Source organism: Variovorax sp. Varisp36, assembly GCF_047304235.1.
Lineage (GTDB): Bacteria > Pseudomonadota > Gammaproteobacteria > Burkholderiales > Burkholderiaceae_C > Variovorax.
On sequence record NZ_JBGLYU010000048.1, the window covers coordinates 1 to 13759 of the forward strand.

13 protein-coding genes are annotated in these 13759 nt (G+C 65.0%); 7 read left to right on the forward strand and 6 right to left on the reverse strand.

The annotated features are described in order from the left end of the window. Nucleotides 1-1545 (forward strand): S-layer protein (locus ACCD11_RS23115; RefSeq protein ID WP_413315587.1); only part of this gene is annotated, 1545 nt, incomplete at its 5' end. A 14-nt stretch (nucleotides 1546-1559) separates the two neighbouring features. Here ACCD11_RS23115 and ACCD11_RS23120 read toward each other — a convergent pair. The 3 genes from ACCD11_RS23120 to ACCD11_RS23130 all read right to left on the reverse strand — a co-directional run bounded on the left by ACCD11_RS23120 (nucleotide 1560) and on the right by ACCD11_RS23130 (nucleotide 4555). Next, complete coding sequence (locus ACCD11_RS23120; protein WP_413315588.1) at nucleotides 1560-2045, reverse strand: SgcJ/EcaC family oxidoreductase; 486 nt, start codon at nucleotides 2043-2045, stop codon at nucleotides 1560-1562. A 174-nt stretch (nucleotides 2046-2219) separates the two neighbouring features. Then, nucleotides 2220-2906, reverse strand: coding sequence for a response regulator transcription factor (locus ACCD11_RS23125; protein ID WP_413315589.1), 687 nt, complete (start codon nucleotides 2904-2906; stop codon nucleotides 2220-2222). Then, nucleotides 2903-4555, reverse strand: coding sequence for a sensor histidine kinase (locus ACCD11_RS23130; protein ID WP_413315590.1), 1653 nt, complete (start codon nucleotides 4553-4555; stop codon nucleotides 2903-2905). Before ACCD11_RS23130 ends, ACCD11_RS23125 begins: the two co-directional genes overlap by 4 nt. Before the next feature lie 135 nt (nucleotides 4556-4690). Between ACCD11_RS23130 and ACCD11_RS23135 the strand changes: the two genes are divergently transcribed. Beyond that, nucleotides 4691-5626: a LysR substrate-binding domain-containing protein gene (locus tag ACCD11_RS23135; RefSeq protein WP_413315591.1), complete on the forward strand. Its 936-nt coding sequence runs from the start codon at nucleotides 4691-4693 to the stop codon at nucleotides 5624-5626. Nucleotides 5627-5710: 84 nt separating this feature from the next. On the opposite strand, the gene ACCD11_RS23140 is transcribed toward ACCD11_RS23135, so the two are convergent. Together ACCD11_RS23140 and ACCD11_RS23145 are read right to left on the reverse strand one after the other, a co-directional pair. Next, nucleotides 5711-6622, reverse strand: a complete 912-nt coding sequence (locus ACCD11_RS23140; protein ID WP_007838366.1) for an amino acid ABC transporter substrate-binding protein — start codon at nucleotides 6620-6622, stop codon at nucleotides 5711-5713. Nucleotides 6623-6631: 9 nt separating this feature from the next. Continuing rightward, nucleotides 6632-7018 (reverse strand): VOC family protein, encoded by a 387-nt coding sequence (locus tag ACCD11_RS23145; RefSeq protein WP_413315623.1) that lies wholly within the window; start codon nucleotides 7016-7018, stop codon nucleotides 6632-6634. A gap of 366 nt (nucleotides 7019-7384) precedes the next feature. Between ACCD11_RS23145 and ACCD11_RS23150 the strand changes: the two genes are divergently transcribed. The 3 genes from ACCD11_RS23150 to ACCD11_RS23160 are packed head-to-tail and all read left to right on the forward strand — an operon-like array spanning nucleotide 7385 to nucleotide 10411. Next, nucleotides 7385-8878 (forward strand): NCS1 family nucleobase:cation symporter-1, encoded by a 1494-nt coding sequence (locus tag ACCD11_RS23150; protein ID WP_413315592.1) that lies wholly within the window; start codon nucleotides 7385-7387, stop codon nucleotides 8876-8878. Nucleotides 8879-8900: 22 nt separating this feature from the next. Beyond that, entirely contained in the window at nucleotides 8901-9641 is a 741-nt protein-coding gene (locus ACCD11_RS23155; protein WP_413315593.1) for an aspartate/glutamate racemase family protein, read from the forward strand. A 14-nt stretch (nucleotides 9642-9655) separates the two neighbouring features. Further along, a complete protein-coding gene (locus ACCD11_RS23160) occupies nucleotides 9656-10411 on the forward strand; it encodes a GntR family transcriptional regulator (RefSeq protein WP_413315594.1) in 756 nt (251 codons plus the stop codon). A gap of 49 nt (nucleotides 10412-10460) precedes the next feature. On the opposite strand, the gene ACCD11_RS23165 is transcribed toward ACCD11_RS23160, so the two are convergent. After that, the gene (locus ACCD11_RS23165; protein ID WP_413315595.1) at nucleotides 10461-11159 is read right to left on the reverse strand and encodes a TetR/AcrR family transcriptional regulator; all 699 of its coding nucleotides are present in this window, start codon (nucleotides 11157-11159) and stop codon (nucleotides 10461-10463) included. A gap of 150 nt (nucleotides 11160-11309) precedes the next feature. On the opposite strand from ACCD11_RS23165, the gene ACCD11_RS23170 reads away from it, so the two are divergent. Continuing rightward, nucleotides 11310-12359, forward strand: coding sequence for an SDR family oxidoreductase (locus ACCD11_RS23170; RefSeq protein ID WP_413315596.1), 1050 nt, complete (start codon nucleotides 11310-11312; stop codon nucleotides 12357-12359). A gap of 67 nt (nucleotides 12360-12426) precedes the next feature. Further along, the gene (locus ACCD11_RS23175; RefSeq protein WP_413315597.1) at nucleotides 12427-13683 is read left to right on the forward strand and encodes an alpha/beta hydrolase; all 1257 of its coding nucleotides are present in this window, start codon (nucleotides 12427-12429) and stop codon (nucleotides 13681-13683) included. Nucleotides 13684-13759 lie beyond the last annotated feature (76 nt).

Here is a 13759-nt window from a genome sequence, read left to right on the forward strand (position 1 = left end):
GCCCCGGCCCCTGCGCAGCCGGCCGATCCCGCCCCGTCCGTGCCGCCCGGGCGCTGGACCGTCGGCGACCTGCACATCCACACGATGCAGTCGGACGACACCCAGCAGATCTCCACACTCGACCAGGTGCTGGGCAAGGCCTTCGACCAGTTCGGGCTCGACTGGGCGGCGCTGTCCGACCACCTGCGCCTGTCTTCCTACGACAACGACGGCAACAAGCTGGCCGCGCAGATTCCGCTCTCGGAAGGCATGGCCAAGTACCAGGTGCCGCGCATCAAGGCGCTGCAGGCCAGCGGCAAGTACGCCGACAAGACGATCTTCACGGCCTTCGAATGGGACATGCCCTCGCACGACCACGGCAACGTCGGCATCCTGACCGACAACCCCATGTCGGATGCCGCGCTCAAGGCAGCGAACCAGTTCGAATACCTCTTCACCAACCGCGCCCCCGCCCTCTTCCCGCCAGCGGATGTCGCCGCATGGGGTCCGAAGGCCGGCACCGGCTACAACACGCACGCCGAGACGCTCGCGGCCATCACCTGGCTCAAGAAGAACTACCCCGACACCAGCTACCTGCAGATCAACCACCCGTCGCGCAACCCCGGCAAGTACACGATCGCCCAGTTGCGCGAGATGAACGACCTCGCGCCGAACATCGTGTTCTCGCTCGAAGGCATGGTCGGCAACCAGATGGAGCCCGACCGTGGCGGCTACAACAGCGCCTATATCGCGGCCAACCTGCCCTCGCGCACCTATGGCGGCGTCGACTACCTCGTCGCCAAACTGGGTGGCACCTGGGACGCGCTGCTTTCCGAGGGCCGCCGCATCTGGAACGTGGCCGACTCCGACTACCACTTCACCGTCTCGCAGGGCCAGTACAGCAGCGGCTACGCGCCCGGCGAGTACGCCAGGAACCATCTGTGGGGAGACATCAAGGACCCGAAGTCGCTGCTCGCGGCCATGCGCACGGGCAAGCTCTTCGCGGTGAACGGCGGCCTGATCGACGCACTCGACTTCAAGGTGCAAGGCGCCAAAGGCACGGGCGAGATGGGTTCGGAGCTGGGCGTGAACTCGGGTGAAGACCTGAAGATCACCATCCGCTTCAAGAGCCCCGAGCGCAACAACTTCGAGTACCAGCTCGGCAGCGGCCGCTTCGCCAACGTGAAGCCAGTGGTCGACCACATCGACCTGATCGCGGGCGACGTGACCGGCCCCGAGCTGCCGGGCACGCCGGGCTACTCGCGCGACACCAACCCGTCGACGCGCGTGCTCAAGCGCTTCACCCGCAGCGACTGGAAGCTCGACGCCGACGGCTACTTCACCGTGAGCTACACGGTGAAGGCCGCCAACAACCAGTACTTCCGCCTGCGCGGCACCAACCTGGGCACCGACGTGCCCAACGAAACCGCCGGCGGCGAGCCGCTGCCCGATGCGCAGACCACGGGCACCGACAACGTGGCGCGCTTCAACGCGATCAACGCGCGCAACTACAGCGACCTCTGGTTCTATTCGAACCCGGTGTTCGTGAAGGTCGCCGCACAGTAGGCAGTCGCTGCCGGTCAGCTCTTCGAGGCGCGCGCCTCTGGCATCGCCGATGAGTGGTGATGCGCGATCAGCCACTGGCCGTTCACCCATTCGTAGACGTAGGTGTAGCGCGCGTTCACCGTGCTGCCGTCCTTGAAGCGGAAGGTGTAGGTGCCGACGTCCTGCGCCACGTTGCAGCCGATCTTGATGACGCGCCGGTCGATCTTTCCTTGCGGCTCGCCCTTGAGGAATTTGACGAAGTAGTCGCGGATCTCGGCCGGGTTGGTGCGCGGCTGGTTCGACACGGTCGGCAGCAGCACGCCGTCGGCGGCGTAGTTGGCGACCACCTTGTCGGGGTCCAGCGTGCGCAGCGAGTTGTTCCAGCGGTCGAACAAGGCGCTGACCTGCGCCGCATCCGCCGGCGTGCAGACGGCCGTACCCGATCCCTGGGCCAGCGCACCGGTGGCGAGCGAGAGAGAGAGGACGCCGAGGGCGGCGCTGGCGACGAGACTTTTCTTCACGGAGATGATTCCTTGTTGTGGAAGTTGTTGAAGCACCGGTTCAGGCCGGCGCTGCACCGCATTCGCGAGGCAGGAATCAAGTCTGCGGCGCGCTCATGAACACGACCCGTACCGGGCCATGAATGCGAGTTGAAGCGCAGATGAACAACGGATGAACGGGCGCCCCGCGCGCGCTCAGGCCTCCTGCGCGTCGAGCCGGTAGCCGAAGCCGCGCACGGTCTTGAGCAGCGCGAGCGGATGGCCCTCGTCGATCTTGGCGCGCAGGCGGCGCACGTACACGTCGACCACGTTGGTCAGCGGGTCCTCGCTGGTGCCCCACACGTTCGAGAGGATGCGCTCGCGGCTGTACACGCGCCCGGGTGCGCTCATCAGCAGTTCCAGGAAGGCCAGCTCCTTCGCGGTCAGCGCGATCGGCTGGCCGGCCCGCGTGACCTGCATGCGCTCGCGGTCCAGAACGAGGTCGGCCACCTGCAGGCTGCTCGCCTTCACGCGCTGCTCGCGCCCGCGCCGTAGCAGCGCCTCGATGCGCGCCAGCAGTTCCTCGAAAGCGAAGGGCTTGGTGAGGTAGTCGTCCGCACCCAGCCGCAGGCCGTTGACCTTGGCCTCCAGCGAGCTCATGGCCGTGAGCATCAGCACGGGCACATGGTGGCCCTCGGCGCGCATCGTCTGGCACAGCTCCAGGCCGCTGAGGCCGGGCAGCATCAGGTCGAGGATGAGCAGCGCGGGCTCGCCGCCGCGCGCCAGCGCCAGGCCGTCGGTTCCGGTGCGGGCCAGCTGCACGCCATAGCCTTCGGCCCGCAGGCCGCGCTGAAGGAAGTCGGCCACGCGCGGATCGTCTTCGACCACCAGGATGTTGTTCATGCGGCCTCCGGCGCCGTGGGGAAATCGGTGCCGTCGAAACGCGGCAGCCGGATGCGGACCGTCGTGCCCACGAATGGCTCGCTCTCGATGTCGATGCGGCCTTCGTGCGCGGAAACGATCACCTGCGCGATCGACAGGCCGATGCCGGTGCCGTCGACGCGGTGCGCCCGGGCGCGCTGGCCACGCGTGAAGCGCTGGAACACCGTGGGCAGCTCGTCGGCGTCGATGCCGATGCCCTGGTCGCGCACGGCAATTTCCACGCATCCGTCGAGCTCGCGCCAACCGATGCGAACCGCGCCGCCGGCGCGCGAATAGCGCACCGCGTTGTCCAGCACGATCATCAGGGCCTGGCGCAGCCGATCGGCATCGGCGTGCACCTGGACAAGCGCCGGCTGTGCGTCGTACGGCGCATCGAGGCGCACCCCCACGCCATGCAGCGCCCCCAGCGCCTCGGCCTGCTCGGCCGCATCGCCGACCAGCAGGCCCAGGTCCACCCGGTCCTGCCGAATGACGAGCTGGTCGGCCTCGGCGCGCGCGATCAGCATCAGGTCGTCGATCACCCGCGCGAGCTGCTCCACGCCGCCGACGATGCGCGACAGCGTCAACTTGTATTCGGCCGGCGGCTTGTCGGCGCCGCGCAATGCGATCTCGGCCTCGCCGCGGATGGCGGTGGCCGGCGTGCGCAGTTCGTGGCTCAGGTCGGCGAACAGCTGGCGGCGGCGCTGGTCGATGTTCTGCAGCGTGACGTGGGCGGACTGCAGCTCGGCCGTGCGCGCATCCACCGCCGCTTCGAGCTTGTGCCGGGCGGCTTCGGCATCGCTGCGGCGCTGCTGCAACTCGGCGGCCATGGCATTGAAATGCTCCGCCACCTGGCCGAACTCGTCCCTCGACCCGACCTCCAGGCGATGGTCCATGCGGCCGGCCTGCAGGGCCTGCGTGCCGGCCAGCAGGCCGGCGATGGGCGCCTGCAGCCGCCGGTTCAGGCGAATGGCGATCAGCACCGCGGCCACCAGGGTCAGCACTGCGAGGCCGATGGCCTGCAGGCGCAGCACCTCGACGGCGCGTTCCGTGGCCTTGCGTGCCACCGGCACCGCCTCGCGCTGGCGCGCGATCGCACCGTTGACGAGTTCGCGCAGGTCGCGCCCGCGCGTCACGTCGAACACCTGGTTGAGCTGCTGCCACACCGATGAAAACTCCGCGCCCTCCTCCAACGGCTCCAGCCGCAGCAGGCGGGCCTGGACTTCGGCGATGTTGGCGTCGAGCAGGTCGATGCTGGCCGCCAGCTGGGTCGCCGCCTCGGGCACCGGCGTGCCGCGCGCCGAGGAAGCCTGGGTCCACCAGGCCAGGTCGCGCTGCGTCAGGTCGTGCAGGCTGGCCGCGCTGGTCCGCATGCCGGCCAGCCAGCGGTCGCGTGCCTCGATCGGCGCGTCGCCGTTCATCAGCCGCTGCGAGGCCCAGACCCGCAGCCGCTGCTTGTTGGTGGACAGCTCCAGCAGATCGGACAGGATGTCGCTCGCAAGCCGGCTGTGCTGCTTGGCGAAAGTAACGCGCTCGGAACCCAGGTAGATGAAACCGGCCTGGATGCACACCAGCGCAACGAGCGTTGCGAAGGCCAGCGAGAGCCGCGTGCGGAATTTGATGGAAGGCATCGATCGGTGCGGCGCGCTGGCGAACACTCGTTTTGAAGGGTTCGAAGAATAGCCCATGCCGCTCGACGGGTCGGCATTGATCACCTGCGATGATGCTTGGTTGACCCGAGCATCGATGTTTGCGATGCTTCCAGGGTGATCAACGAACTCAAGACCTTCATTGCGGTGTGCAAGCTCGGCACCTTCGCGGCGGCCGGCGATCGAATCGGGCTTACTCAATCGGCGGTGAGCAGCCAGATGAAGCGACTCGAAGAAGCCCTGGGGTTCGAGCTCTTCGACAGAACAGGCCGATCGGCCACCTTGAATGTCGCAGGCCAGACGACCTTGCCGCGGGCAGAAGAAATCTGCGCGCTGTTCGCCAAGCTCGGGGAGCTTCCTCACGACAACGCCACCCAGGGGCTTCTTCGCGTAGGTTCGATTGCCTCGGCGCAGCCCACGCTGCTGGCGCGTGCGCTTGAGCAACTGCGCAAGTCCTTTCCTCTCGTGCGTGTCCATGTGTCGCCTGGCGTCTCGATGCGCCTGATGGACGACCTGGACGCCGGGAAGATCGATGCCGCGGTGATCATCCGCCCTCCGTTCGGCATGCCTGCCGACCTGACGTGGCAGCCACTGGTGCACGAGCCCTACGTGCTGGTGGTGCCCAAGGCCCTGCCGGCAACGAAGAATTGGCGCACGCTGATCCAGGAACAGCCATTCCTGCGCTATGACAGGGCTTCGTTCGGTGGGCGGATGGTCGAGGGGTTTCTGCGTCGGGAAGGCCTGGCGGTCAACGATGCGATCGAGGTCGACGAGATTCCCGGATTGATCCACTTGGCCTCCAGGGGCCTGGGCGTGGCGCTCGTGCCGCTGGTCGAGGCGCATCTGCCCTTGCCTGCGCAGGTGCGCATCGTCTCCTTGGGCGCGGTCACTTTCCAGCGCGAGATCGGCCTGCTCCAGCGAAAGCCCCGGGCCAGCCCGCCCATGGTTGCGCACTTCGCCCAATGCCTGCGCGATGCGGCTGAAGCGAAGCCGAACACATCGCCTGCGCGGAATGCCAGCCGCGCAAGGGCATCGATCCCGCGCCGTACCTGAAACCGGGGAGCGCCGCTCGATCGCCTCGCATGCGGGTCGGACTCGGCACCGCTGGTTCGCCGACTTTCCGCGCACCATCGGCAGTCAACGGGACTCGTAAGACTCCATCGGCTTGTCCGTGGGGTCGGCCCAGGCAGCCTTCGTCATGGCGTTTGCCGGCAGCCCCACCCTGGCGTTGTGAGGCGGAATCGGCTGCATGAACCACTTGTCGTAGATCCGTGCGACTTCGCCGCTCCTGGCCAATGCCACGACGCTGTCGTCGACCAGCTTCTTGAATGCAGGATCCCCCTTGCGGAACATGATCGCGAGCGGCTCGACGCTGAGAACCTGGTCCAGGAGCCTGTATTTTTCCGGCTCCTTGCTCTTCGAGATCAACGTCGCGAGGATCTGCCCGTCGGCGACGAATCCTTCGGTTCGGCCCGCCTCGAGGAGCAGGAATCCTTCGCTGTTGTCCTTGGCGAGCACCTCCTCGATACCGTTCGCGCCCTCACGCTTGAGTTTTCTCAGCGCCGGCACGGACGTGCTTCCTGTCGTGGCCGCCACGGTCTTGCCGGCCAGCTGCGCGGGGCGCGTGATGCCCGACGTGGCCTTGACCGCGATGCGAACGCCTTCGACATAGAGCGTCGGTGCAAAGGCAACCTCCTTCTGCCGCGCTGCATTGTTGGTCGTCGTGCCGCATTCGATATCCACCGTACCGTTTTGAACGAGGGGAATCCGGTTCTGTGGCGTCACGAGCTGGTACCTCACGTCGATCCTGTCGAGTTGAACTGCCTTCCTGATGTCGGCAATGATCCGCTCGCAGATCTCCACGTGAAAGCCGGTGTACCTGTTGGGCCCCAGGGTGAACGACATGGCACCCGACGCATCGCGGACACCCACGGAAATCGAGCCCGACTCCTTGACTTTCTTCAAGGTGTCGGTTTGCGCCGCCGCAGCCCCGCAGACGACGGCAAGCGCCGCTGCGAAGGCAAGGCTCCTTTTGCTGCTCTTGGTCATGCAGTTCTTTCAGCGTGCGAAGAGCGAGCTCAAGTCGGCGAACGACTTCATCTCGATCGCGTTGCCTGAGGGGTCCAGAAAGAACATCGTCGCTTGCTCGCCGGGCTCTCCTTTGAACCGGATGTAGGGCTCGATGACGAACTTTGTCTGGCGCGCCACGAGCTTGTCGGCCATGGCCTGCCATTGATCCATCGGAACGATCGCGCCGAAGTGGCGCACGGGTACGTCGTGACCGTCGACCGAACTGCTCTGGCGGTGGCCGCATTCGTCGGGTGCCAGGTGCGCCACGATCTGGTGGCCGTAGAAATCGAAGTCGACCCATTCAGGCGCGCTGCGGCCTTCAGGGCATCCAAGCAAGTCGCCGTAGAACGCGCGCGCCTCGGCGATGTCTCGCACCGGGAACGCAAGATGAAACGGGATGCGGGTAGCTGTGTTGCTCATGGGGCTTTCCATCGGGGGAGTGGGGATGGACCCGACTCTAAGCAGCACCTTTCACAATGGAAAACGATATATTTTTCATCTGAGCCATAAGAATTTCGATTAATCACCCACGGAGGTCCGGCGACCTGCCACCGTCGTGCCTGTGCGCCGTGGCCCGGCCGAACAACAGCGCCACACACATCAGGGAATCTACGGATATATGATTCCCCGAATGGCCTTGATTGCGTGCAGTTTTTGTATACAAATAACGCATCCGAAAAACCGGCGCGAAATTTGCGTCAAAACCGGGTCCCGATCCACCCACCCGCACGAGGAAAGACCATGAGCACAGTCGTCAGCCAGGCCCCCGCGGGGGCAAGCGAAGCCGGCATTGCGCCGCACGCGGAATCGAACGCCGTCATCAAGCCGGGCTACCACCCGCGCCTGACCAACGAAGACCTCGCTCCGCTGAAGAAGCAGACCTGGGGCCAATACAACATCTTTGCCTTCTGGATGTCCGACGTGCACAGCGTGGGCGGCTACATCACGGCCGGCAGCCTGTTCGCGCTGGGCCTGTCGAGCTGGCAGGTGCTGGTGTCGCTGCTGGTCGGCATCGTGATCGTGCAGTTCTTCTGCAACCTCGTGGCCAAGCCCAGCCAAGTGACGGGCGTGCCCTACCCGGTGGTGTGCCGCGCGCCCTTCGGCGTGCTGGGCGCCAACATCCCGGCCATCATCCGCGGGCTGATCGCCGTGGCCTGGTACGGCGTGCAGACGTACCTCGCATCGGCCGCATTCATGGTGCTGGCGCTGCACATGGCGCCGGGCCTGGCGCCGTATGCCGATGTCGCGCAACACGGCTTCGTCGGCCTGTCGGCCCTCGGCTGGGTCGCGTTCATGGTCATGTGGGTGCTGCAGGCCTTCGTCTTCTGGCACGGCATGGACGCCATCCGCAAGTTCATCGACTGGGCCGGCCCGGCGGTGTACGTGGTCATGGCCGTGCTGTGCGGCTGGCTGGTGTGGAAGGCGGGCTGGAGCAAGATCGACCTGAACCTCGGCGGCATCAAGTTCCAGGGCTGGGACGCGCTGCCCGTGATGCTCTCTGCCATTGCTCTGGTGGTGAGCTACTTCAGCGGCCCGATGCTCAACTTCGGCGACTTCTCGCGCTACGGCAAGAGCTTCGACGCGGTGAAGAAGGGCAACTTCTGGGGCCTGCCGGTGAACTTCGTGTTCTTCTCGCTGCTGACCGTCATCACCACCGCCGCCACGCTGCCCGTCTTTGGGGAACTGATCACCGATCCGGTGCACACCGTGGGCAAGATCGACAGCACCACCGCCGTCGTGCTGGGCGCGCTGACCTTCATGATCGCGACCATCGGCATCAACATCGTGGCCAACTTCGTGTCGCCGGCCTTCGACTTCTCGAACGTGGCACCGCAGCACATCAGCTGGCGCACGGGCGGCATGATCGCCGCGGTGGGCTCGGTGTTTCTCACGCCATGGAACCTCTACAACAGCCCCGAGGTCATTCACTACACGCTCGACGTGCTGGGTTCGTTCATCGGGCCGCTGTTCGGCATTCTGATTGCCGACTACTACATCGTGCGCAAGCAGCGCATCGACGTGGACGCGCTCTACAGCATGAGCCCGAAGGGCGAGTACTGGTACAGCGGCGGCTACAACCCGAAGGCGATCCAGGCGCTGGTGCCGGCGGCCATCGTGCCGATCCTGTGCGTGATGGTGCCGGCGCTGCGCGGCGGCGCGAACTATGCGTGGTTCATCGGCATGGGCCTGGGCTTCGTGCTCTATGCCGTGCTGAACCGCATCAACAAGACTTGAACTGAAAGAGAAAGGGAGCGCCGTGCGCATCAAGATCATCAACCCCAATACCACCTGGAGCATGACCGAGAAGATCGGTGCCTGCGCCCGCGCGGTGGCGCATGCCGGCACCGAGATCGTCGCCGTGAGCCCGGCCATGGGGCCGCTCTCCATCGAGAGTCACTACGACGAAGCGCTGGCCGTGCCGGGCCTGCTGCAGGAGATCGCGGCGGGTGAACGCGAAGGCAACATCGACGGCTACGTGATCGCCTGCTTCGGCGACCCGGGCCTGAAGGCCGCGCGCGAACTGGCACGCGGACCGGTGGTGGGCATTGCCGAAGCCGCGATGCACCTGGCCAGCATGGTGGGCAGCCGCTTCAGCGTGGTGACGACGCTGGGCCGCACCATGGGCCAGGCCTGGCACCTGGCCGAGATCTACGGCATGGAACGCTTCTGCGCCAACGTGCGCGCCTGCGATCTGCCGGTGCTTGAACTCGAGGAGCCCGGCTCGCGTGCGCGCGAACGCATCATCGACGAATGCCGGCGCGCGCTCGAGGAAGACGGCTCCGACTGCATCGTGCTGGGCTGCGCCGGCATGACAGACCTGTGCGCGCACATCGAGCAAGTGCTAGGCGTGCCCGTGATCGACGGCGTGGCCGCGGGCACCAAGCTCATCGAGTCGCTCGTCGCCCTGAAGCTGCGCACCAGCAAGCGCGGGGAGCTGGCGAAGCCCTTGCCCAAGCCCATCGTTGGCGCACTGGAAAGCTTTACGCTTTCGAGCTAGGCCACAATCCGCGCATGCCCCGCGCCAGTTCCAAATCTTCCGTACCCCCCGCCATCGCCGTTCCAGCCGAGAACGGCGCGGCCGCAGCAGACAAGAACAGCTCCATCGAAAGCATCGCCAACGACATCGCCACCGCGATCGTCGAGAAGCGCCTGCCGCCCGGCACCTGGCTGCGCGAAGAGGCGCTGGGCCGGGTCTATTCGGTCAGCCGAACCAAGGTGCGCGCCGCATTGCTGATGCTGTCGAAGGACAAGCTCATCGAGATGATTCCCGACAAGGGCGCGTTCGTCTGCCAGCCCTCGGTGGAAGAGGCCCGCGAGGTGTTCGCGGTGCGCCGCATTCTCGAAAGCGAGGTGGTGCGCCTGTTCGTCGCCGCCGCACGGCCGCGCGACTACCAGGTGCTGGAGCAGCACATCAAGTTCGAACGCACAGCGCTGCGCCAGACCACCACCACGGGCACCGTGCGCGAGAAGCTGCTGGGCGACTTCCATGTGGCGCTGGCCGAGGCCACGGGCAACCGCACGCTGGCCGAGCTGGTGCGCGAACTGGTGGCGCGCAGCTCGCTGATCGCCATGCTGTACCACTCGTCGAACGACCCGCACTGCTCGTCGGACGAGCACGCCGATTTCCTGCGCCTGTGCCGCAAGGGCGATGCCGAGGCCGCCGTGAAGAGCATGAATGACCACCTGGAGCGCATCGAGGCGAGCCTCGAACTGGGCACCGAGAAGCCTGATCGGCAGCTCGATCTGGTGAAGGCGCTGCTCGCCTAGGGAGGGTCTGCAGGACAGCCTGAAGGTGTCCTGGGCACCCGGGTGCGATTCAGCGCCGGGCTTTCTTCGCAGCGCGCTTCCTGGGCTCGCGCGAAGAGGAGTCGGCCGGTGCGACAGCTGCAGTTCCCAGGCATTCCGCACTTGCGATCAGTCCGCGCAGGAACACCATGATCAGCCGGCCCGAGGGATCCGGGCGCGTGCTCATCCGCTGCAGTGCCAGCCCATGCGAGAGTGCCATGAAGGCCGCGGCCAGTTCGTCCGGTGCGGCAGGGGGCGAGCGCCCGAGCTTGTCGAACAACAGGCCGATCACGCCGCCGATCTCGGACCGGTGTTTGTCCCACACCTTCCGGTACTCCGCAGCGAACGCCGGGCTGCGGTTGGCATGCAACTGCAGTTCGATGGAAAGCATGCACCAGTCGGCATCGTGATTGAGCGTGGAAGCCCAGGCTTCCAGTTCGGCCAGCATCTGTTCGGGCTGTTGCGCGTCGTTGCCCAAGACCGTGGAAAGCCGCGTCGCTTCCGCTTCCATGTGCCGTCGCAGCAACTCCAGCAGGACGTCTTCCTTGCTCGAGAAGTTCGAATAGAAAGCACCTTGGGAGTAGCCCGCCTTGTCCGCGATGTCGCGGATCGACGCGCCCCCATAGCCGTTCGACACGAACAGGTGCTGCGCGGTGTCGATCAGGCGCTCGCGAGTCTGCGCCCGGCTTTCCTCACGGGTCAGGCGCCTTCTTGCTGTCGTGGGGCTCATGCCTCAAAAGATATCACATGAACTTTGGATGTCGACCGGCGGGCGCGTGCTTCCGGAGGCAAGGCTGGGACACTTCTTCAGATATCACTTGATATTTCAAAATGCCGAAGGTACATTCAAACTTCATTTGATCTTTGACATTCAATCGATATGGAAAAATCCAAGAGCCCGAGGTCCGCATTTGTCACCGGCGCCACCGGCCTTCTCGGCAACAACCTTGTGCGCGAGCTGGTCGCGCGCGGCGTCTCCGTCAAGGCCCTCGCCCGCTCGAAGGCCAAAGGTCAGCAGCAGTTTGCGGGGATGAAAGGCGTCGAATTGGTGCTGGGCGACATGGCGGATGTACCCGCTTTCTCCAAGGCACTGCAAGGATGCGACGTGGTGTTCCACACCGCCGCCTTCTTCCGGGACAACTTCAAGGGCGGCAGCCACTGGGAAGAGCTCAAACGCATCAATGTGGACGGCACGCAGCAGCTCATCGAGCGGGCATACGACGCCGGCATTCGGCGCTTCGTTCAGACCTCGTCCATCGCGGTGCTGAATGGCGAGCCGGGCATGCCCATCGACGAGACCTGTCTGCGTGACCTGGCAGATGCCGACGACGACTACTACCGCAGCAAGATACTGGCCGATCAAGTCGTGTCGGCCTTTCTTGCAGCGCACCCGGACATGCACGCGAGCTTTGTCTTGCCAGGGTGGATGTGGGGGCCGGCCGATATTGGCCCCACCTCGTCAGGACAATTTGTCAACGATGTGGTGCTTGGAAAATTGCCTGGGTTGCTGCCTGGGAGCTTTTCCGTTGTCGATGCCCGCGATGTGGCGAGGGCGCAGATTTCGGCCGCGGAGCACGGGCAGCGCGGCGAACGCTATCTGGCTGCCGGCCGCCACATGACGATGCAGGAACTGGTGCCCTTGATGGGGAAGATCGCGGGCATCAAGACGCCGACACGCAACTTGCCCTTCCCGCTCCTGTATCTCCTGGCGGCGGCACAGGAGCTCTATGCGCGGATCAGCGGCAAACCCATCCTGCTCAGCCTGGCGACGGTGCGGCTGATGCGCAAGGAGGCGGGGCGCAGCCATTTCAACCACACGAAGAGCGAGCAGAAACTTCAACTGAAGTTTCGCCCGATCGAGCAAACCGTTGCCGATACGGTCGCCTGGTATCGCGGCAATGGCTGGCTGCCCAGTGCGTCGCCCCGATAGCGCCAAGCAAATCGCTTTTTCGCCCTTGCGACGGGCCCGAGCCGCCCAACCCAATAAAGGAAAGACCGTGACGAACAAATTGATCTTGAAACTCTTGACGGCCTTCGGAGCCGTCCTTCTTGTCGCGGCAGCGCCGCACGAATCCGCGGCACAGGGCATCCCCTCGGCCAGGGCGGCGGACAGCATGGCCGAGTTCTGCAGGAAAGGACAGGCGGAGTACCCGGGAGGCATCGCTCGCATGCATCCTTCGTTCAAATTCAACATCTGTTGGTGGCTCGAGGATGCCGGCATCGAAGCAAGCACGTTCGACGACGTCGTTGGAACGCCGCCGGAACATGCCGGGCCGTCGCAGGCGGCCTGGCAAGCGACTTTCAGCAAGCCCGCCCAGGTGCATCTGGAACGAGCCCGCGTGGCCGAAGAGCGGGGCGACAGCGCGGCCGCATCGGCCGAATACAAGAAGGCCGCTTTCTATCTGCGGATGAATCGGCTGCCCAAGCGTGTCCCCGCCGCGGATCTGCGGGCGACCGAACGAGCCTACGCGGTCCTGGGAAAGCCGCTCCAGCGGATCACATTCAAGACCGGAGAGAAAGAATTCATTGGCTACTTCCGAGCCCCGTCGGCACGACGCGGCAGCAACGAGAAGCTGCCGGTGCTGGTCATCCTCGGCGGCCTCGACAACCTGAAGACGGAGATGATCCGGCACAGCGACTACTTCATGGGCCGCGGGTTCGCAACCCTCATTGTGGAAAATCCGGACACTGGGGAGAACCAGTTGGGATTCCGTCCGGAGTCCTCCGCGATGCTTGACACGGTTGCGGACTACATCAAGACCCGCAACGACCTGGACGCGAGCCGAGTGGCCGTGTACGGCTGGAGCATGGGAGGCTACTTGGGAACGCTTGGCGGGCTGAGGAACGACTTCTACAAGGCGATCGTCAACATAGGCGGCCCCAGCGATTCGAGCTTCGGACAAGCGCATTGCAAGACGGCGCCTGCATGGATCGTCGCGCCCTACACCGTGTTTGCCAACATGAATCCGCAGACGACACCCCGTCAGGCGATGTGCGAATACTACGAAGCATTCCAACTCTCACGTCAATTGAAGATGCCAACCGCGGTGCAGTTGCACAAACCCATTCTCATGGTGAACGGCGCCCGCGAAGATCTCGTCTCCAGAGATGAACCTGCGTCCCTTGCGGCTCTTGGCTTCAATGTGACGCAACTGGTATTTGGGGAGGATGGCCACACGGCGGAGTCGAACATGCGAGAGCACTTCGAGTTCACCGCGAACTGGCTCATGCGGCGGCTGAAATTGGAAAACTGATCGTCTTCGCCCAGGGCCTGCGATGCGGGTTTTCCTGCATCCGGATTGCCGCATAAATTGTATACAGTTTGGCGTA